A 20,923-nucleotide genomic window follows, 5' to 3' on the forward strand; every position below is an offset into this window, starting at 1 on the left:
AATCCTCTAAATTTTGATGTACTTATTATTGATTTTAGTAGGATTTCTACATAGTAACAATGCAAAAAAATTAAAGTCAAATTAGACTTAACATAAATCATGAATGTAAAAGAATTTATTAAGCCAACGAAACAAAAAATCTATATTCTTATTATCTTAATAATAGGTTTGAACATTTTTCCCATTATTATTAAATTCTTTTCCACAATTTTTATCGCCAGGATTCTTGGTCCAGAAAAATATACAACTTTCTTGATTTTTAAAAGTACTACTATCCCATATATTCTAATTACAAACGTAATTTATTTTTTATGGATTTATTTTATCGTCTCTATAATTGTAAATATCAGTAAAAAGAAATCTCTGCAAAAATCTTAATACCTACTTAATATCCTAATCTACTTAATGTCCTAAACATGAATTAGTTTAAAATATTTGAATTAGGATTTCTACATAGTCAACAATCGACATTGTCAATCGATATTAACCTTAGGAACAAAATGTTCCTTAAATTTAGAATTATAAAAGAAAAATAAACGCAAATAAACACTATAATAAAGATAAATAAGATATTCGGGATATTACATCCCGAGTCTTTTCTTCATCATTTTCTGAATATTGAACTTTCCACCCCTGAAGCCTTTTAGAGCTGTCTGCATGGTTTTGTGGTATTTCAGAAGCTCCCTTACTTCTTCAGGGCTGCAGCCTGAGCCTCTTGAAATTCTTTTGATCCTGGAGCCACCTATGAGCTTGGGGTCATTCATTTCTTCTTCTGTCATTGAGTCCATGATTATCTTGTAATTCTTCATCTTGTCACTTGTAGCCTGGAACATCTCATCTGAGAGCTTAACGCCTCCCATTCCGCCCATTCCCAGTGGCAGCATGGACATAATCTGTTTAAGAGGGCCCATTTTGTTCATGGCTTCAAGCTGTTTGTACATATCCTTGAGGGTGAAGCGCCCCTGCATCAGGGCCTCTACATTTACGTCTTCTTCACTAAGGGTTTCTTCAGCCTTTTCCATTAGGCTTTTAAGGTCTCCCATGCCAAGAAGCCTTGAAATGAACCTGTCAGCTTCGAATTTTTCAAAATCTTCCGGCGTTTCCCCCACGCCGATAAAGGCAATAGGAGCTTTTGTTTCGGAAACGGCAGACAGGGCTCCGCCTCCTTTTGCAGTACCGTCAAGTTTTGTTATGATAACGCCTGTAATTCCTACGGAATCATTAAATGCATGCGCCTGCTGGCTTGCCTGCTGTCCTATACCTGCATCCAGCACCATGAATTTGTGGTTTGGCTTGGCAACGGCGTTGATCTGTTCCATCTCCTCTATCAGATCGGATTCAAGAGCATGCCGGCCTGCGGTATCCACAATTTTCACGTCGTATTTTTCCAGGGCTTTGAGTCCGTTTCTGGTGATTTCGACAGCATCTGGATTGTTTTCTTCTCCATAGAAAGCTACATTGAGTTTTTCACAGAGAGTTTTAAGCTGTTGATATGCGCCAGGTCGGAAGGTATCTGCGGCGACAACTCCTGCTTTGAGTCCTTTTCTCTGGAAGTAACGAGCAAGCTTTGCTGTACTGGTAGTTTTTCCGCTTCCCTGAAGTCCCACCATCATTATAATCTGCGGCTTGAGCTGAATTTCAGCTCCTTTGCCGATAATTTCCATCAATTCTTGGTATACGATGCGGATTACGTGCTCCCTCGGGTTCATACCTGCAGGAGGGGCTTCTTTCATTGCACGCTCTTTGATTCTCTGGGACATTCCCATAACAAGTTTTACATTCACATCGGCCTGGAGCAGAGCCCGCTGGATATCTTTTACTACTTCATTGACCGTACGCTCATCAATTCGCCCCGCGCCGATCAGCTTCTTGAGCGCCCCCTGTAAGGAGTCTCCAAGTTTTTCCATTACCATATGAAAGTCATCCTGCTGATTTTTTGAGGATAAATAAAAAGATACTCACACTTTTTTGACCTTGTTTAAGACAGTAACCTTCCTTAATAAGCCTTGAGTTTAGTAGCTTAAAAAAGGGATAAGTAAATGGGTTCTATATATAAATCGGTAACCGGCTATAAAAACGTTGCCGGGTATGAAGATTTGAAACTGGGTTATCTAAAAGGCTCTGAGAAGTGTTAAAACACGAGTTAAAACACAAAAATACAAACAAACTCAGAAAAGAGCTTTACTATAGCGGGGGATGGATTCGAACCATCGGTCTACGGGTTATGAGCCCGTCGGGATCTCCTGGCTACCCCACCCCGCTACAGGGGAATTAAAACCTAAAAATGTGTCAAACCACAAACAAACTCAGAAAAGAGCTTTACTATAGCGGGGGATGGATTCGAACCATCGGTCTACGGGTTATGAGCCCGTCGGGATCTCCTGGCTACCCCACCCCGCTACAGGGTTTTATTTATCAGGCCACCTTGCCTGGGACAACTATCAGAACATACTAACGATCGTTTATATAGTTTTCGCTTGGTATTTTAATCTTTAGAGTTTTATCGTAGAATTTAGGCGTTTCTCTAAAGAAATTCCTCAGTTAACTGCAATTTGTCATATTTCATATTCTGTCCGTTATTTTCTCAGGCTTTTCCGGAAATATATTTGATATTTCAAACCCTAAATCATATTATGACAAGGTGCTTATTCTGCGGAGCTTATTGCGAAGTTAAGTGTGGAGTTTACTGCGAAGGTTATCCTGGAGGCCAGGGGGAAAGAGAAAAGGAAGAAGGTGCGGAAATTCTTGGATGTACACAAATCGGTACATCCTACATCTGCGAAAACTGCCTTAAAGACCTGAAACAGGCTCTTGAATCCCTTTAAGAAGGCCAGCAGGAGAGAATATACAGTCCCGGATTAAAAGTTAAAATACCCTTTCCTTTATCGAACGGGATGAACAAACCGAGAAAAGGCAGGTATTACCGGCAACTCAGACAATCTCAACATTGAGTATGAAGTTCTCTTCTTTTCCGGTTACTTTTTCCCAGGGTCTTTTATATATTCCCATTACCTGCTGGTTGCCTTTAGATACGGCTTTAATTTCCCATAAATGGACTCCTTCCGCGCCTACAAGAGGTTGCTTTATTCCTTCAGGCTGCTCTGGAGGACAATATTCTCCTGAGATATTATTGAGCCCCTGGCTCAGATTGAGTTCCCATGAATAGCCTGTGGTCGGGTTTTCCTTAAGCTTGAGGTAAAACGTGCTTTCATTTTCAATACTTATACTTGTTCCGTTGTCAGCTTCGGTTATTATCTGTTGTTTCGTCGACATAGAACCAGGAGTTTCTTCAGGTACGTTATCTACGGGTAGTTCAAAAGACCCGTTTACTCCATTCACATTTACAGTGTAGTTCCCGGCTTTGAGACCCCGAACTTCAAGGGGAATGGTTTCTGTAAAATTCGTTATAACTTGTGTACAGAATGCACCTTTAGGGCGTTTTGTACTTATAGTGATATTGAAGGCATTTCCTTCTCCTTCATTCTTTATTTCGTCGATTTTGGTACATCCGTCGGGTAGGTAGCCTTTTGCTATTACCTGTACCTGTACAGGAAATGACTCAAGGGTCACAATCTGGATACTCTTTACCTTTGCAGTACCGTATATGTAATCTCCTCCAGTGGTTCCTTGATTATTGGTTGTTCCGGTAATTTCCTGACTATTATTTGTTGTATTTCCTGATTCGGTTTCGTTCTGTTCTTCGTCAACGCAGCCGGAAAGAATAACCACAAAGGCCGTAAGCAGAAATGTTATAATTTTTGCATACTTCCAAAACTTATTATTTGTTCCTGTTTTCATTTTTCCCCTCTTTTTTTCTCTGCTCTTATTCTTTCTAATATGTTTATGAAAAGATGAGCCTGTTTGGATTTATCCTTTGCTTAAACTTCAGTTCTGTTCGCAGCTTTATAGGTCAGTTATATTTTTTGTTGATTAAATCGTATTGGAAACTTTCCCTCGATATTATTTATCAATTCAGATAGTTCAAAAACTTCGAATCCCGGTAACTTAGAAGCTTCAGTTTCTAGTAAGTAAATATCTTTGAATTTCAGTAGTCCAATATCTTTGAATTTCAGCAGTCCAATATCTTTGAATTTCAGCAGTCCAATATCTTTGAATTTCAGCAGTCCAAAAGCTTGATATGCACTTTTAAACAAGCTTTTATAATATTATGTCTCTATAAAACTCCATACATCTGGATATAAATAGATAATACTCAGTATTAAAATTCGGTTATTAAACCCCCATTCTTAAAGTCCACCATTGATTTTTAGCATAGTTTTATATATAATATACCAACCCCATGTAACCATTAATAACAGTGTTAACTATATGTTTTTTGTCCGAAACATACAGTTTGTACTTTTAAGATTCAAAAAAGCAATTTTTTACAGTGAAATTGAAAAATACTTTGAATTGCTACTTAAGGAGGCCCCTCTTGAGTCCCTGGAGAATATCTAAAATATACATAGCATGGAAATTAAAAGAAGTGACTATAGCAGATTTTTTCTTGTTTCGTCTCAAATAAAGATAGGTGGGATTTCAATTGAGAGTTGCAATTATTACACAGGGAGTCTCTAACGTTTTTGAATCCGTTATTGAATCAGGACATGAGGTAGTGGGAATTGTTGAGTGCTCCCGGACAAGAGAACCTAACTCATTCCTTAAAGCTATAGGAGGGGTTTTTACAGATGCCTATTATTCATTCACTTCAAAGCCTTTAAATTTAAAAACTTTCTCTAAAAAACTGAAAATTCCTTACTACTACTTAAGGAAAGGAGACAACGAAGCCTTTCAAAAATGGATGAAGCATTTACAGCCCGATATTATAGTTGTGTATTCTATGTCTCATCTCTTGAAGGAGAATATATTTACGATCCCAAAACTTGGGACTATTAATCTTCATTATTCACATCTTCCAGAATATAGAGGGCCAGCCCCACTTTTCTGGGAATATTATGATTATATCCTTAATCCAGGAGTCACTCTTCATTATATAAACAAAGGTGAAGATACCGGTGATATAATTTTCCAGGAAAGGATTCTTATAAGTTCGGGTGAAAAGCTTGAGGAAGTTGTTCAGAAGTTATCTTTGATAGGAATAAAGTTTCTTTTAAAAACAATGGCTACTATTGAGAGTGGAGATGTTCCCAGAATAAAGCAGTCTGCAACTACTCCAACGGTGAGAGCCAGAAAGATTAAACCTGATGAATATAACGAGCTTATAAAATGGGATGATTGGGGTGTTGAACGAGTATTTCATTTTTTAAATGGCACTCCGAAGTACCATCCCACTCTATTGAAGAAACCCAATTTGTACAAACTTGGGTTCACGATTAAAATTCTGAATACAGAAATATGTAATACTTCCGGATATAAAGTAGGAAAACTTTATAAGGAGAATTCAAAACATTTTTTCGTCTGCAAAAACGGTAAAATATATGTTGATGTTACATTTTCACCTGCAAGTTTCCTTTCCCGAATTTACCCTTATATCTGCTGAGCCTGCTCTTTGTAATACAGAACAAGGTCTTCAGTCCATCTCAGAGCTGCAGGCTCAAAACCCATAATAGTTTCTTGGTCAAAAATCCCTTTTGAAGTAAGAAAGTCAGCAGCCATGAAGTATTCGGTCTTAACCAGCATAGCAATCTTTATTTCTTTCTTACAGATGAAAAGCTTTCTTTTCTCTCTGGCCAAATAAAGTTTCAGTTCTTCTTTGAAATCAGTTTTCAGTCTTTCACAGATTTTTTCTGTTACTACAAGGGTTATTCTGGTATCATTGTCTTTATTTGCTAGGAATATTTCAGAAAAAACCGGATGAAATATTGATGAAAAACAGAGTATCTTTTTTGATTTCTTTATGTTATCCAGGAACACGGAAGAAGGCTCGAAAATATTATCGGGATCAGGTTTAACAAGGAAGCAGAACTTCAGTTCATTAAGCCTTTCCAGAAATGTCCTGGGTAATTCGGAGAGATCGCGATCCTGCCAGTATTCCGCATTCTCCTCAATGACTTGCAGAGTATCGAGCAAAGGCTCCATCTTCTCGACCAATATTTTCGCAAGAGTCGTTAGCCTGTATTCTCTATCTTCCTGATAAACCAGATGTTCATCTTTCAGTTTTTTGATTTGGGGAAGCATGCCCGTTGGGTTAACGTTCAGACCGTTTACTATTTCCTCTATCGGTTTACCTCCATTTTTGAGAAGGAGCAAAAGGTCTTTTCTTTTCTGGGACATAAAAATCAGGTCTATCAAGGCTTTGTCCATTGATTTCACTTTCCGGATCATGCACTTTTGCGAAAGATTCATTTTTCCTTCGGTTTTTAAAAAGGCTTTTTGAAGGAACCTGCTAGTTCTACGAGAAATATCTAAAAATATTTGAAATTAACTTCAGTTGAGTCCTTTCAGTCGCATTCTTTCAGTATAGCAAGGGTTTATAACCTATCTTTCAAACGTTCATTTTTAATTATATCATATTTCTTTTAATTTATCCTGTTCTTTTTAATTTATCTAGTTCTCTTTAATTTATCCTGTTCTTTTTAATCTTTTTCGAGTTATCCTTTGACAAGATAAGAAAACTTAAGGTCTATAATTTTAATTATATAGGTCGAATATAAAGCTTGGAAAGTGGTACTTTTTATCTGATAGTATCCTGACTGCGTATCGCGATTTTCAGATCATGGAGGACTTTGCATAAAATCATTCAAGTGTGTGCTTACGAACTGGGATTACATTTATAGTTTGTGCCGAAACATATCTACGGAAATCAAACGTTCTGGATATGAACCAGACGTAATTATTGCGCTTGCAAGGGGAGGCTGGTTTGCCGGGCGAGTGCTCTGTGATTTCCTGGGGCTTGATGATCTGTCTAGTCTGAAAATCGAGCACTACATAGGAGACACAGCTATTGATACTGGTGAGCCTTATATTCGATACCCTCTTTCGAACAATGTGATGGAAGGAAAAAAGGTACTTATTGTAGATGATATTGTTGATACTGGAGAAAGTATGCTTAGTGCCAGAGCTTACGTGGAAAATCACAATCCTACAGAAGTCAGGACTGCTTCATTACAGTACCTGGGGAGTTCTAAAATCGACCCCGATTATGTTGGTGAACGGCTTGAGGATTGGGCCTGGATTATCTATCCCTGGAACTTTATAGAAGATATGACAAGTATCTTGACTAAATGCATGAGAAAAGACCCTAAAAAACTCTGGAATCTTGAGGACCTTAAACACAGCCTTTACATAAACCATGATCTGGACTCTATTGTTTTTGAAGTTACCCAGCCAGGAAGGCTTCCAGAAGTTCTGGAAGAGATGGAAAGAGTGCACAAGGTCAATTCTGAAATAATCAATGGAAAGAAGCATTGGAAATTATTACAAAAAGGTTTATTATAAATTTCTTCTTGAGCAGGCTAATAGTTTATGCTTCTCGTTGGAAAGCAAAAGGGGCCTACAACTTAAGAGGATATTTTTACTTCTACTGGGTAGAGTTATCTTTCGTTTAAATGAAGGCGTTAAGCTGTAGGTGTTAAGTTGTAAAATACAAATATACATATCTGTTTAGGGTATCTATATTTTAAGTATCCATAAGGCTATCACTATAGCCACTCTGTAACATAATTACATCATTTACAATCAATTAATTCATTAACATCAAATTAACCCACTATCATTACCGGTGAATTCATGCCCCACAGATGTACCAGATGCGGAACCATTTTTGAAGACGGAGATCCTGTTATCCTGAGCGGCTGCCCGAACTGCGGTTGGAATAAATTCCTTTATGTAAAAAAAGAATGTGAAGGTTTGGAAAATCAGGAAAGGCTTGCTCTGGAAGAACAAAAGCTGGATCTGGAATCCTCTCTGGATGAAGTTGTCAAGAATATTGATGAGGCTCTTGCTTCTGAGCAGGAAAGTGTAAAGCAGGAACCAGAAGTCGAGAGGGAAACAGATGAAGAAAGAGTAGAGTCCGTAAGAATCCTTGGGCCTGGCTCCTATGAACTTAACCTGGACTCCCTTCTTGAAAGAAAAGAACTCGTTATGGCAATCCGGGAAGAAGGGTCTTACGCCCTGCACCTGCCCTCGGTTTTCAGCCAGCAAAAGGAAAACAAAAAGAAAAATTAAAAAGCAGAAATAACTTAGATTTTTCAAAATTTCCCAGAAATTTCTTTCTTGGATGTTTTTGAAGAATAATTTCAGGATAGTCTTATAGAAAAAAGCGTAAAAGCCTGTGCTTTTAGCCTGAAGTATATGGTTAGCTTATCCTATTTTTGTTATTTCCAATTTTGTTATTTCCAATTTTGTTATTTCCAATTTTGTTATTTCCAATTGTAAACTCTTTCTTTAATTATTATTCATTGTAACGCAATTTACATTTTATATTCCTATTAGCTTGTTTCTGAATCTAAATACTTTGTGTTCGAAAGTTTATTCTATCAAGAGCCTAAATTTATACTGAATATTAAAGCTGGCCACTTTTATCTTTGAGATGGGGTCTTAATGAAAATCACCATTTTCTGTAAAATATTCATCCTTGCAGTCTTTCTTGGACTTGTTGTTTTCTCAGGAAGTTTTCTTCTGGTTAACAACGAAGACACTATTTCTGAATGTTCCACAAAACAGCTTGTTGAAACCGTTTATAACGAAAGCTCAATCACGGAAGTTACAGACTTTCATGAGAGTGGTATCGTTCAGAAAGTAAATCTTCAGGATAACCTTGTTAATTCTCAGGATTACTGGGACGACTCTGAAACTTTCATTATAGATATTAAAAAGTTCAAGGAAGCGGCTGAAAGTGGAAATATTAATCTTAGATTACTAGACAGAAATTTTGACATAGAATTCGATGAGATTTTAGTTCTCAATGGGGGAGAGTCATGTCATTATTCCGGGCACGTTAAAGGGGTGCCTTACAGTAGAGCTGAATTTTATGTTTATGGTGATGTTTTTTGTGGTTCAATCGAGTTTTGTAATCTGATGTACACCATTGCGGTAACTTCAGAAGAATATAATGGAAAAACCGTTCATGCAGTATTTTTGATAAACTGGGAAAATGAAAGAAAGAAAATGGAATATTTGTTGGATCCTCTAAGTTTCTTGCGTGGTTCAGGTTCAACAAAGAATTTGCCAGGAACTGGTGAAAGCAATAAGCAACTCATTCTCTAAATTTGTGAATGACAACTATTGTTTTGTTAACTTACACTCAAGTCCAGATTTTTGCTGCTTATACTTCAATCTAATTTTGCTGTTATTCTTTTATTTATAGTCTCGTATTCGGAGCTTTCTTATTTTTTGGTTACGAAAGAAAATAAATAATTGCAGAAACATTTATATACAATTAATGCTAACTATTGGTTACTATCATGTACATTCTCCTATCCAGCTAGTCTTCCGGGTAAAGTTTTAGGCAGGACTTCCTGTTCGAATTTACTCAAGGCTAGATACTTATAATCAAAAAATATACAATCGCAAAAGTGGCATGATTGCCTTAATATCTCACAAATTTAGATTGTTATCAGAGGAAAATTATGGACCCGGCAAAATTACTTGACATTTTGGGGAATGAAAACCGCAGGAAGATTATTCAACTTCTTGCAAACCGTCCCTGCTATGTCAGTGAGATCTCTAGCAGGTTGGGAGTAGGGCCAAAAGCCATAATAAGTCATCTCGGTCTGCTTGAGCAGGCGGGAATTATAGAATGCAGTGTGGATGAACAGAGGCGTAAGTACTTCAATATCGCAAACAACATGCGACTTGAAGTGGCAGTATCCCCCTATGCCTATACAGTAACACTTCATGATGTTACTTTTGACAAGGGAAAAAAAGAAGAGAATCCTGTGGAAAAGGAGATTCCTCCGGGAGAAGAATCTTCAACTTTATTTCTTGAATTGAGCAGCAGGATTAAAGAACTCAAAAAAAGGCACGAAGAACTTGCACAGATGCAGCAGCAGCTTCAGGCTGAATACACGGAAGCTATGGATCGTTGCCTGGACTCAATTGAAGAAATATCCAGGAACTCTATAGAGTGTGAGCTCTTGTTTGAACTTCTGAAAAATGAAACCACTCTCGCTACCCTATGTTACAACCTGCGCTTGCACCCGAGTATTGTTAACGCTAACCTGATAGACCTTACAAAGAGGGGGTTTATTGAGTATGGTATTAAAAATAACCAGTATTACTGGAAAATCCGTGAGACCGGAGTTGAGAACGAATGACTGAAACAATTAATTTGAGAGTTGCTGAAGCTTATCATAAGGATGTGGGCAGGGGAATTGCAAGAATCGACACCCGCTTGATGCAGCAGATGGGGCTTGTAAGTGGGGATATAATTGAGATCTCAGGGAAAGCCAAGACCTACGCAATTGTCTGGCCAAATGTGGAGCGTGAACAGGAAAACCGGATCCGGATCGATGGAAACTTGCGCAGTAATGCCAAAGTTGGGATTGATGACAGGGTTACAATCCAGAAAGTCCAGGCAAAACACGCTCAGAGAGTTACTCTTGCTCCTTCTCAGCCTGTAAGACTTGTTGGAGGGGCTCACTACATCCTCAGAATTATTGAGGGAAGACCTTTGAACAAAGGTCAGCAGATCAGGGTGGAAACTGTAAATAACCCTTTGACTTTCGTAGTTGCATCTACAAGACCTGCAGGACCTGTTGTTGTTACTAAAGACACTGATATCGTAATTAAGGAGAAATCAGCCGAGGAGATCCGGGTTCCAGAAGGAATTTCATATGAGGATATCGGTGGGCTTAAAAGGGAAATTCAACTTGTCAGAGAAATGATTGAGTTGCCTCTGAGACATCCTGAACTCTTCCAGAAGCTGGGAATTGAGCCCCCCAAAGGTGTACTGCTTCACGGACCTCCAGGCACGGGTAAAACACTGATTGCAAAGGCAGTCGCAAGTGAAACCGATGCAAATTTCATTACTATCAGCGGCCCTGAAATTGTTTCCAAGTATTATGGAGAAAGCGAGCAGAAGCTTCGAGAGATTTTCGAGGAAGCCGAAAAAGAAGCGCCTTCTATCATCTTCATAGATGAGATCGACTCCATTGCCCCAAAGCGTGGCGAAGTCACAGGAGAGCTGGAACGCAGGGTAGTCGCCCAGTTGCTCTCCCTTATGGATGGACTAAAGTCCAGAGGCGAGGTAGTTGTAATTGCTGCCACAAACCGCCCGAATTCAATAGATGAAGCTCTTCGCCGTGGTGGAAGATTTGACCGAGAAATCGAAATCGGAATTCCCGATCGGAACGGCAGGAAGCAGATTCTTCTCATTCACACCAGAGGTATGCCTATTCAGGATGTAAGCCTTAGTGAGATTGCAGATGTAACTCATGGGTTTGTAGGCGCTGATCTGGCTTCACTATGTAAAGAAGCTGCAATGCATGCTCTCAGAAGGATAACTCCTGAAATCGATATCGAAGAAGAAGAAATTCCCCAGGAAATTCTTGATAAACTCGTAGTCACCAAAGATGATTTCAAGGAAGCCCTGAAAAATATCGAACCGTCTGCAATGAGGGAAGTTTATGTTGAGGTTCCGCATGTAGGATGGGATGATATCGGAGGACTTGACAATGCAAAGCAGGAACTCATTGAAGCTGTTGAGTGGCCTCTGAAGTATCCTGAACTCTTCAGTACTATCAATATAAAACCCCCAAGAGGAATATTACTGTTTGGGCCTCCGGGTACAGGTAAAACCTTGCTTGCAAAGGCCGTTGCAAGTGAAAGCGAAGCCAATTTTATCAGCATTAAAGGTCCGGAGCTGCTTAGCAAGTATGTGGGAGAATCCGAGCGTGCTGTTAGGGAAACTTTTAGGAAAGCCAAACAGGCTGCACCGACGGTTGTCTTCTTTGACGAAATCGATTCAATTGCACCCCAAAGAAGTTCTGCTTCAGATACGCATGTGTCCGAAAGAGTTGTCAGCCAGATCCTTACCGAACTGGACGGAGTAGAGGAACTCAAGGATGTAATTATTGTTGCGGCTACAAACCGGCCTGATATGGTAGACCCTGCGCTTCTCAGGCCTGGCCGCTTTGACAGGCTCATATATATCAAGCCACCTGATAACAAAAGCAGGGAAAAGATCTTTGAGATCCATACGCAGGGAAAACCCCTTGCAGAAGATGTAAATCTCTCCGAGCTTGCTGATATTACCAAAGGGTATGTGGGTGCAGACATCGAAGGTATTTGCAGGGAGGCTGCGATGCTGGCCCTGAGGGAAATCGTTACTCCAGGGGCTGACAGGAAGGACATCGAAAAACGGGCAAGAGAAGTCAGGATTTCAAAGAAGCACTTTGAACGTGCAATCCGCCGTGTGAAGCCTACAACTTCCAGGGAAAGCCTTGCAGCTTATGAACGGAGTGCTGAACTCTTTGCTAAATACGCAACTGATTTCGAAGAAGAAGCTCCTGAGGCTGACTCACAGAAAAAAGAAATTGAACAAGAAAATGTTTCGGGTTTCTTTCAGGCTCAGTGAGCCCACTTCTTTATAAGTCGGCAACTTCCTGCTTTTTATTATTAAAAATTCAGGAACTACTGAAGTGAAACAATGACTGATTTATACTGTTGATTTGATAAATTCAGGGACTACTGAAACGAAACAATGACTGATTTATACTGCTGATTTGAGCTATTTACTTAATAACGATTTATAAATAGATATATTAATAACGGGGTAATTATATGGACAGAGACAGTAAAAAAAGGAGAAATTTTTTCGATGAAATCTTTGGAATTGATCCGGTTAAGGACGTGGACGAAATGTTCGAACGCCTTAGCAGGGCAATGGGTATGAATATGGAAAATTTTGGTCAGGACCCTTTCATTTATGGATTTTCTTTAACTCAGAGGCCAGGAGCAGAGCCTGAAATCCGTGAATTCGGGAATATTCCTATGTTTGAGCATACTGAGACCGAAGAAATGAGTTCTCTTGATACAAGAAAGCCCCTGATTGATGTACTGGAAACCGAAGAGGAGGTTCATGTGATTGCCGAGGTTCCGGGCATCGAGAAAGAAAATATTAGACTAAACGCAACTGATTTAATACTTGACATCGAAACAATAGATGGGAATCCAAAATATTCCGAACGTGTGGAAATGCCCGTAAAGGTTGACCCCCAGAGTGCGAAAGCTACATACAAAAATGGTGTGCTGGAAGTTACCTTTAAGAGGCTGGAATCCAGTTCCCGAACCTCAATAAATATTGAGTGACTTACTGGGAATTGCACTGCAGGTGTAACAGCACGAGGAAAAGCAGAGGTAATAATGGTGGGCATAAGAAAAAGAAAGGATTTCTTTGAAGAGTTTGGATCTGAACTTTTTGACAACCTGGAAGAAATGATCGAAGCCCTCCTGGAAGATATGGGAGAGTCCGTCCCCTTCGTATACGGATTTTCTATCATTCGTCGCCCGGGGGAAGACCCCGAACTCCGAGAGTTTGGAAATGTTTCGGAAAATTCTGAGGATGAAGAAACTCTATTCCCCTCCGAAATAAGAGACCCTTTAATTGATATCTTTGAAAGCGAAGAATTAGTACACGTACTTGCAGAAATCCCGGAAATCGAAAAGGAAGATCTCCTTCTGCATGCGACTGCTCAAAATCTTGAAATCAGGATTCTTGGAGCTTCCGAATACTCTCAGGACATAGAGCTTCCTGCCCGTGTGGATCCTAAGAGTGCAAAAGCCAGCTATAAAAATGGAGTACTTGAGGTTACTTTCAAGCGTTGTACTGAAGAAAGGCCCGTTGAAATCGAAATTAACTGACGTAAACGGACTTGAAGGGCTGAGTGAGTTGAAAATCTAAGTGAAGAGTTTACAAAAATATACTGAAAAATGTTTTGAAAATTGTAGTTGGAAAAATCAGTCTGAGGTCCTGATAATTACACGTCGAATATTAGTTAATGAAAAACGGTTTGAAAATTGTAATTGGAAAAGATCAGTCTTAAGTCCTGATAATCACACGTCGAATAGTAGTTAAAAGCAGATAGTGTGCAGAACTCTCTATAGACAAAAAGTAACCAACTCTGTTGTCTAAAGTGAAGTTGAATTTTTCAATGCATACTATTTGTATATCCTATTTATATGCGTACTCTTTTAATAACTTTGATATTATTTGCCCTTCTTGTTTTTAACTTCACTTTACTATTTTGTGTCTTATTTTATGAGTTGCCCTTATTTTGATTTTGTCATATTAATATAATGCTCTTTTGTAATATCTTTTCATACTCTATATCAATACCCTCTATTTCTTAATCTGGATATTGAGGCTTTCAACATACGATCTAAAACCAAAGCATCATATTATAAATTAAAAAATATATATCTAATAAAATAAAGCGTTCCCTAAAATAGTATAAAAATGATTCGATTGGTTGTAAAAAACAAAACTAAAAAATTTGTGGCTTTATGTCATAAATTTTATAATTATGGACTATTGTACAATTAGTTGTACTTTTGGCATGAACAAAAGCAAAAAATATATACGCATGATTGTTTAACAGGAAACCTGTAGTCCCGAAATAATAAAAGTATGTGTAGTCGAGGACGAAAGCTCAAGGCATTCTCTGGCTAGAGAAACTTGATTCTTCTACTCTAAGACCGAAATAAGTCTTGTGCATAAGGTACTGGATAACCATGTATATTTCGAAAATGTAGAGAATATCTCAATAGAGGAACTCAATATTATGCGAGTAAGAAAGATAAAAGTGATGGAAATAAATTTGTTGTCTTTTATGAGGTGATAAAACATTATCTCATAAATAAGATCAAAAATATCCTGTTCAAGAGCCAAAAACATCTAAGATAAGGGCTTCCATTGGGAAGCAAATGAAAATCTTTCTCATAAGCACGGATATTGAATTAATCTATGGGAAAAATATTGAAGACCTTTATAAAGCTAAAATTCGGGGCTTTTCAATGTTTAACATTAACTAATTTATTAGTTAATTTCCAGGAATTCTGTAATCTACAGTGCTCACAATTAATGATTTTACTTATCAATAAACAGTATACTTGTTACATTTACGTATTGATCGACTATTTTATCCCTCTAAAACAGGGCGTTAGGCTGTTTAGAGGGTTCAAATGTATACAGCGTAGTCTACAGGCTTACTTTACTGTGAACACTATAGGCCACTATATACTAAATATTAAAGGAGGAAAAATTAATGGGTCTAGAACCAGGAATCTTAGCTGGATTTCTTGTAATCTTTATTGCCGTACTGTTCGGCCCTTTTAAAATAAAAGTTATTGAGGAAAATCTGGAAGTATTCCTGTTTTGCTGCGGAATAGGGGCAATGACCATCTCGGGTTTTGTCACAATTCCAGGTACAGAAACAGGCTGGAGAACGGAGATAATTAAAGAAGCATTGACTTCGCCGCTTAATGCTTTAAATATTGGCGGCGTTCCAATAGGCATATTCCAGATAGTGCTTGTTGTCGGTTTGATTATCTATAAATGGCATGAACCGATTCAAAATGCAATTCGGAAAGTAGCCGCAGCACTTTCTATTAAAGTTATGGCTTTTGCTCTTATTGTTGTGCTTGGTCTATTTTCCAGTGTAATGTCAGCCATTCTTGCTGCAATCATTCTTGTTGAGGTGGTTAATGCGCTGCCTCTCTCACGAAAATCCAAGATCGACCTGACAGTTGTCGCATGTTTCTCAATCGGACTTGGCGCTGCACTTACTCCCCTTGGCGAACCTCTTTCGACAATCGCTATCTCAAAACTTTCCGGTGCGCCTTACCATGCCGATTTCATGTTCTTATTTGATATGCTAGGCAAATATATTATTCCAGGCATCTTTGTCTATGGTGTTGTTGGTGTGTTCTTCCTTGGAAAAGTTGATATGAATGCCCAGACAAAAGCCGAAGATTATAGCGAGACTTTGAAAGATGTCATAATGAGAGCTATTAAGGTCTATCTGTTTATTATGGCTCTTACGTTTCTCGGAGACGGTTTCAAGCCTATCATAATCGAGTACTTCACAAAAATACCTTCCATGGTACTTTACTGGGTAAACATGGTCTCTGCTATTCTGGATAACGCTACTCTGGCAGCTGCTGAAATCGGACCTGCTATGAGTGAAATTCAGATTAAATGCATCCTTATGGGACTTTTAGTTGCAGGTGGAATGCTGATTCCAGGAAATATCCCGAACATCATCTCTGCAGGTAAACTTGGTATAACCAGTAAAGAATGGGCAAGACTTGGAATTCCAATGGGACTTGTCACGATGGCTATCTTTTTTGTCGTCATCTTTGTGCTTGGAGTTTAAGTTCAAAAATTGCTCATGAGTATAACTATAATTCAGTTTCAGGATCCAGTGAAGAAAGTATGTGTTAAACAATTGGGTTTTGAAACTGAATTCAACTTTTAAAAAAGTATAAACTATATCTTACAGCTTTCTCTTCAAATTCTATGGGAACGAATTTCAAGGATTTTCTGGATATTTGAGAATTTGGTGTCCCCTTATGTAGTTGGTATTAAACGTAATTGAAAAACACATAAAAGAATCGATTTAACTTCTTAAATCTGTCAGAGTTCTCATATTTTTAATTGAAATCTCTCCTTGAATTTGAAGAATATACTATTATATTCGGCTCTCCAGTGCTGTTTTAATTACAACTTTTCTATTCTCGTGATCAGGCATAAATATCTGATTTCTAATTTTTTGTTTTTAGTTTTATTACAGTGTTCAACTTGAGTTCTTTATATTTTTCTTGGAATAAGTATTCAGTCTTTAATCGCTTTTTTCTCTTAAATAATAGGACTTATTCTTCTTTCTAAGAAACCTACGCAATTCACTATCCAGCTAAAAGCTGCCTAATTACAAAAAACAAAGAACAAGCTTTTGCTCCTAGTCAGAAATCTGAAATAGCTCTAAGGGTGTGAACTTGAAATCTGTTGCAAAGCGTGAAAAAATGACCAGAATCTTTAATTCTAAGAATATGTTAAAAAATATACATTGTTTTGCATTTTCTCCTATCTTTCCATATATATGCACAAAAATACCATATATTTTCTCAACTTGGCAGCAGTTTAAATATTCATTTTATATCCTTAAGAAATATTATGGGACAAATAGGTAAATAAATTCTACATCTGTGTTATTATTGAAAATCATGGGTTATGGTTCAATTTGAACTAAAATTTTTGTACTTAATGTCTACTTTTATATATAAAACAGTTTAATATGTTTACTTGACAGATGAAACAGTTCGAAGCTATATGATTTCTCCGAATTTTGGACCGAAAGGGAGTTCTGTATATAATAAAAATTCATTATTGGTAAAGTACATTTTAAAAAGTAAATAAACTTTATTTGTAAAAAATATAAAAATTAAATTGAATATTAAAGACTAATATATTACCAAAGAATAAATAGAGCAAGTCTTTATAAGACTAAAACATTCTAGGCTCTAACGCTGTTTAACAGCAGGTTATTCAGACTTTGTGGTCTAAATTAGTAGGTTATTCAGACTTTGTGGTTAAACAATATTAAAGGAGGAATAAAGTAATGGCTCTTGAACCAGGAATTTTAGCTGGGTTTCTTGTAATATTTATTGCCGTATTGTTCGGCCCTTTTAAAATAAGAGTTATCGAGGAAAATCTGGAGGTATTCCTTTTTATCTGTGGAATAGGGGCAATGACCATCTCGGGTTTTGTCACAATTCCAGGTACAGAAACAGGCTGGAGAATGGAAATAATTGAAGAAGCATTGACTTCGCCGCTTAATGCTTTAAATATTGGCGGTATTCCAATAGGTATATTCCAGATAGTGCTTGTTGTCGGTTTGATTATCTATAAATGGCATGAGCCGATTCAAAACGCAATCCGGAAAGTAGCCGCAGCGCTTTCTCTTAAAGTTATGGCTTTTGTTCTTATTGTTGTGCTTGGTCTATTTTCCAGTGTAATGTCAGCCATTCTTGCTGCGATCATTCTTGTTGAGGTGGTTAATGCACTGCCTATCTCACGAAAATCCAAGATCGACCTGACAGTTATTGCATGTTTCTCAATCGGTCTTGGCGCTGCTCTTACTCCCCTTGGTGAACCTCTTTCGACGATCGCTATCTCAAAACTTTCCGGTGCGCCTTACCATGCTGATTTCTATTTCTTATTTAACATGCTGAGTAAATATATCATTTCAGGCATCTTTGTTTTAGGTATTATTGGAATGTTTTTCCTTGGAAAAGTTGATATGAATGTCCAGACAAAAGCTGAAGATTATAGCGAGACTTTGAAAGATGTCATAATGAGAGCTGTTAAAGTCTATCTATTTATTATGGCTCTGACATTTCTCGGAGATGGTTTCAAGCCTATCATAGTTGAGTACTTCATAAAAATACCTTCCATGGTACTTTACTGGGTAAACATGGTCTCTGCTATTCTGGATAACGCTACTCTGGCAGCTGCTGAAATCGGACCTGCTATGAGTGAACTACAGATAAAGAGCATCCTTATGGGGCTTTTAGTTTCAGGTGGAATGCTGATCCCAGGAAATATCCCGAACATCATCTCTGCAGGAAAACTTGGTATAACCAGCAAAGAATGGGCAAGACTTGGATTACCCATGGGCCTTATCATAATGGCTATCTATTTCGTCGTTGTCTTTGTGCTTGGGATCTAAACTTAAAATCTGCTCATCATTGTAAATAGGATTAAGTTTCAAGATCCAGTAATTTTATTTTTAAATTTATCACTGGATCTTGAAATCGAATCTCGATAATACCCTTTAAACGGCAAGAATTTTAAAGAATCAGTTACACTTTTATTATATTTAATATGAAAGTACAGAACAAAACTGGCTCACAATGCTCTTTTTTAATTTTTGCTTACTAACATCTAAGCCTTCAACAACAATTCACTGCATCAGTTTAACGATGGTTTGAAAAACCATAGTTAGGACAACTTTACTACCCGAGGTAATGACTAGATCAATAGTCAAAAAAGGGTAAAGTAGAGTACTTTCATTTCTTTTTGCCTGTTATTCGAAGAATATCATGTCCGTTTAGCATGAAAGTGCTTTCAAGTACTTTCATATTTTTGTGCCTGCAATTTAGAATAATTTCATGTGCGTTTTATTCAAATTATTATTTCTCTAAACACCATCCATATTTCATTAGGCATTTTTCTATAATTGTTACCAGATAGATTCCGAAATCCCCTGGTTGGAATGACAACTGGAGTAAACTTCTCCAGAGTCTGATTATTGTTTCCTTCTTACTTTTTCTGCTGACTTTATTAAAGGAAATTAGCCTTGACAACTTGCTTATAATCCTTGTATATGGTTTGCAATGTTGATTGCGAAGTAAAGAAACACTTTCTTCAAGCTTGAATATCAATTTTCATACAAAGTAATCTGTAGAGTAAGCTTGATTTTTTTCAGCTTCAAGGACGTTAAATCGAGTATGAACGGAATAAATATATTATTGAATGGTGTATTATAGGTTAATATATAATAAAGCAGGTCATTTTAATGACCATATATTCGAGGCTTTGTAATATTTTCCTACATATAAGTCTCCCCAGGCAATCAATAATCTAAAAATTACCAGAGGAGGAAAAAGTAATGGCTCTTGACCTAGGAGTTTTAATTGGATTTCTTGTGATATTCCTGGCCGTATTGCTAGGGCCTTTTAAAATACATGTTATTGAAGAGAATCTGGAAGTATTTCTTTTCATATGCGGAGTGCTTGCAATGTCCCTATCAGGTTTTGCTAAGATTCCGGGTGTAGAGACGGGATGGAATTTGAAGATAATCGAAGAGGCAGTAACTGCACCGCTGCATGTTGGGGATATATTCGGCATTCCAATAGGCATATTCCAGATAGTGCTTGTCGTCGGCTTGATTATTTATAAATGGCATGCCCCGATTCACAAGGCAATCAGAAAGTTGACTGACATGCTTTCAGTCAGGATTCTGGCCTTTATTCTGATTGTCGTCCTTGGATTTACTTCAAGCGTGATGTCAGCTATTCTTGCAGCAATTATTCTCGTTGAGGTGGTTAATGCGATGCCTCTCTCACGAAAATCCAAGATAGACCTGACAATTATTGCATGTTTTTCAATTGGACTTGGAGCTGCGCTTACTCCCCTTGGTGAACCTCTTTCGACAGTCGCGGTCTCAAAATTATCCGGTGCACCTTACCATGCCGATTTCACGTTCTTATTTAATATGCTAGGAAAATATATAATTCCAGGTATCCTTGCTTATGGTATCGTTGGAATGTTTTTTCTTGGAAAAGCCGATACAAAAGAGCATGAAATGGAAGTTGCAGACTATAACGAGACTGTAAAAGATGTTGTAATGAGGGCTGTCAAGGTTTATGTGTTTATTGCAGCACTCGTATTGCTCGGAGAAGGGTTCAAACCTATCATTTTCGAGTACTTTATTCAGGTTCCGTCTATGGCTCTCTACTGGATTAACATGGTTTCTGCTGTCCTTGATAATGCCACTCTCGCAGCTGCTGAGATAGGGCCTGTCCTCAGCGAATTCCAGATAAAAAGTGTACTAATGGGACTTTTAATATCAGGTGGAATGTTGATCCCAGGAAATATCCCGAATATCATCTCTGCGAGCAAATTGGGTATAACCAGTAAGGAATGGGCAAGGCTTGGATTACCTCTTGGACTTGTCTCGATGATCGTATATTTCATTTTGCTGTTCGTACTCGGTATTTGATAGTAAAATGTTCGCGTTTAACCGACAGTTTTACCTGGTACAGCAGTTTAACTTAGTCACAGTCTCAAACGAATAAAAAAAACCTTAAGGACGTACTAAGAGATTTATTTAAGCCGAATCTAAAAAATAAACCTGAAATGTAACTTAAATCACGAAGTGGAGAGCAAAATCACTAAGATTTCAGCACTCTTTAGAACAACACAACTCTAAAATATGTGATTATTCAAATATTCACATAC

The 20,923-nt window shown here is 37.8% G+C and carries 15 protein-coding genes and 2 tRNA genes; 12 read left to right on the forward strand and 5 right to left on the reverse strand.

Annotation, left to right across the window (positions count from 1 at the left end):
- Positions 1-581: 581 nt before the first annotated feature.
- From MSBRM_RS00410 to MSBRM_RS00420, 3 genes are all read right to left on the reverse strand, one after another.
- On the reverse strand, positions 582-1,913 hold the full coding sequence (locus MSBRM_RS00410; RefSeq protein ID WP_048120761.1) for a signal recognition particle protein Srp54: 1,332 nt from the start codon (positions 1,911-1,913) through the stop codon (positions 582-584).
- Positions 1,914-2,187: 274 nt separating this feature from the next.
- Positions 2,188-2,262: transfer RNA gene (locus MSBRM_RS00415), tRNA-Met, on the reverse strand.
- Positions 2,263-2,325: 63 nt separating this feature from the next.
- Positions 2,326-2,400: transfer RNA gene (locus MSBRM_RS00420), tRNA-Met, on the reverse strand.
- Between the two features lie 233 nt (positions 2,401-2,633).
- Between MSBRM_RS00420 and MSBRM_RS00425 the strand changes: the two genes are divergently transcribed.
- Complete coding sequence (locus tag MSBRM_RS00425) at positions 2,634-2,825, forward strand: hypothetical protein (RefSeq protein WP_048120759.1); 192 nt, start codon at positions 2,634-2,636, stop codon at positions 2,823-2,825.
- 106 nt (positions 2,826-2,931) lie between these two features.
- On the opposite strand, the gene MSBRM_RS00430 is transcribed toward MSBRM_RS00425, so the two are convergent.
- A complete protein-coding gene (locus MSBRM_RS00430) occupies positions 2,932-3,798 on the reverse strand; it encodes a protease inhibitor I42 family protein (protein WP_048120758.1) in 867 nt (288 codons plus the stop codon).
- Between the two features lie 745 nt (positions 3,799-4,543).
- Between MSBRM_RS00430 and MSBRM_RS00440 the strand changes: the two genes are divergently transcribed.
- Positions 4,544-5,500, forward strand: a complete 957-nt coding sequence (locus MSBRM_RS00440) for a methionyl-tRNA formyltransferase (RefSeq protein WP_052712635.1) — start codon at positions 4,544-4,546, stop codon at positions 5,498-5,500.
- On the opposite strand, the gene MSBRM_RS00445 is transcribed toward MSBRM_RS00440, so the two are convergent.
- Positions 5,488-6,306, reverse strand: coding sequence for a helix-turn-helix transcriptional regulator (locus MSBRM_RS00445; RefSeq protein WP_230668982.1), 819 nt, complete (start codon positions 6,304-6,306; stop codon positions 5,488-5,490). The genes MSBRM_RS00440 and MSBRM_RS00445 overlap by 13 nt on opposite strands.
- Positions 6,307-6,708: 402 nt before the next feature.
- Here MSBRM_RS00445 and MSBRM_RS00450 point away from each other — a divergent pair, with 402 nt between their 5' ends.
- The 10 genes from MSBRM_RS00450 (at position 6,709) to MSBRM_RS00495 (ending at position 20,684) form a co-directional block, all read left to right on the forward strand.
- Positions 6,709-7,398: a phosphoribosyltransferase gene (locus MSBRM_RS00450; RefSeq protein WP_080943652.1), complete on the forward strand. Its 690-nt coding sequence runs from the start codon at positions 6,709-6,711 to the stop codon at positions 7,396-7,398.
- A 291-nt stretch (positions 7,399-7,689) separates the two neighbouring features.
- Positions 7,690-8,127: a Zn-ribbon domain-containing protein gene (locus MSBRM_RS00455; protein ID WP_048154035.1), complete on the forward strand. Its 438-nt coding sequence runs from the start codon at positions 7,690-7,692 to the stop codon at positions 8,125-8,127.
- A 375-nt stretch (positions 8,128-8,502) separates the two neighbouring features.
- Positions 8,503-9,168 carry a hypothetical protein gene (locus MSBRM_RS00460; protein ID WP_052712636.1) on the forward strand — a complete coding sequence of 222 codons (666 nt, stop codon included), beginning with the start codon at positions 8,503-8,505 and terminating at the stop codon, positions 9,166-9,168.
- A 362-nt stretch (positions 9,169-9,530) separates the two neighbouring features.
- On the forward strand, positions 9,531-10,217 hold the full coding sequence (locus MSBRM_RS00465) for an ArsR/SmtB family transcription factor (RefSeq protein ID WP_048120750.1): 687 nt from the start codon (positions 9,531-9,533) through the stop codon (positions 10,215-10,217).
- Entirely contained in the window at positions 10,214-12,478 is a 2,265-nt protein-coding gene (locus MSBRM_RS00470) for a CDC48 family AAA ATPase (RefSeq protein ID WP_048154038.1), read from the forward strand. The genes MSBRM_RS00465 and MSBRM_RS00470 overlap by 4 nt, the downstream gene beginning before the upstream one ends.
- A gap of 206 nt (positions 12,479-12,684) precedes the next feature.
- The gene (hsp20, locus tag MSBRM_RS00475) at positions 12,685-13,212 is read left to right on the forward strand and encodes an archaeal heat shock protein Hsp20 (protein ID WP_048120746.1); all 528 of its coding nucleotides are present in this window, start codon (positions 12,685-12,687) and stop codon (positions 13,210-13,212) included.
- Between the two features lie 54 nt (positions 13,213-13,266).
- On the forward strand, positions 13,267-13,764 hold the full coding sequence (locus tag MSBRM_RS00480) for an Hsp20/alpha crystallin family protein (protein WP_048120745.1): 498 nt from the start codon (positions 13,267-13,269) through the stop codon (positions 13,762-13,764).
- Positions 13,765-15,167: 1,403 nt separating this feature from the next.
- Positions 15,168-16,277 carry a DUF1646 family protein gene (locus tag MSBRM_RS00485; RefSeq protein ID WP_048154041.1) on the forward strand — a complete coding sequence of 370 codons (1,110 nt, stop codon included), beginning with the start codon at positions 15,168-15,170 and terminating at the stop codon, positions 16,275-16,277.
- Positions 16,278-17,519: 1,242 nt separating this feature from the next.
- Entirely contained in the window at positions 17,520-18,629 is a 1,110-nt protein-coding gene (locus tag MSBRM_RS00490; protein ID WP_048120739.1) for a DUF1646 family protein, read from the forward strand.
- A gap of 942 nt (positions 18,630-19,571) precedes the next feature.
- Positions 19,572-20,684 (forward strand): DUF1646 family protein, encoded by a 1,113-nt coding sequence (locus MSBRM_RS00495; protein ID WP_048120737.1) that lies wholly within the window; start codon positions 19,572-19,574, stop codon positions 20,682-20,684.
- Positions 20,685-20,923: the final 239 nt, after the last annotated feature.

Source organism: Methanosarcina barkeri MS (genome assembly GCF_000970025.1).
GTDB lineage: Archaea > Halobacteriota > Methanosarcinia > Methanosarcinales > Methanosarcinaceae > Methanosarcina > Methanosarcina barkeri.

Coding starts and splice junctions, on each gene's coding strand:
- MSBRM_RS00425 (WP_048120759.1), top strand. CDS start 2,634: ATGACAAGGTGCTTATTCTGCGGAGCTTATTGCGAAGTTAAGTGTGGA.
- MSBRM_RS00485 (WP_048154041.1), top strand. CDS start 15,168: ATGGGTCTAGAACCAGGAATCTTAGCTGGATTTCTTGTAATCTTTATT.
- MSBRM_RS00495 (WP_048120737.1), top strand. CDS start 19,572: ATGGCTCTTGACCTAGGAGTTTTAATTGGATTTCTTGTGATATTCCTG.
- MSBRM_RS00430 (WP_048120758.1), bottom strand. CDS start 3,798: ATGAAAACAGGAACAAATAATAAGTTTTGGAAGTATGCAAAAATTATA.
- MSBRM_RS00410 (WP_048120761.1), bottom strand. CDS start 1,913: ATGGTAATGGAAAAACTTGGAGACTCCTTACAGGGGGCGCTCAAGAAG.
- MSBRM_RS00465 (WP_048120750.1), top strand. CDS start 9,531: ATGGACCCGGCAAAATTACTTGACATTTTGGGGAATGAAAACCGCAGG.
- MSBRM_RS00455 (WP_048154035.1), top strand. CDS start 7,690: ATGCCCCACAGATGTACCAGATGCGGAACCATTTTTGAAGACGGAGAT.
- MSBRM_RS00470 (WP_048154038.1), top strand. CDS start 10,214: ATGACTGAAACAATTAATTTGAGAGTTGCTGAAGCTTATCATAAGGAT.
- MSBRM_RS00460 (WP_052712636.1), top strand. CDS start 8,503: ATGAAAATCACCATTTTCTGTAAAATATTCATCCTTGCAGTCTTTCTT.
- MSBRM_RS00480 (WP_048120745.1), top strand. CDS start 13,267: ATGGTGGGCATAAGAAAAAGAAAGGATTTCTTTGAAGAGTTTGGATCT.
- MSBRM_RS00445 (WP_230668982.1), bottom strand. CDS start 6,306: ATGAATCTTTCGCAAAAGTGCATGATCCGGAAAGTGAAATCAATGGAC.
- MSBRM_RS00490 (WP_048120739.1), top strand. CDS start 17,520: ATGGCTCTTGAACCAGGAATTTTAGCTGGGTTTCTTGTAATATTTATT.
- hsp20 (WP_048120746.1), top strand. CDS start 12,685: ATGGACAGAGACAGTAAAAAAAGGAGAAATTTTTTCGATGAAATCTTT.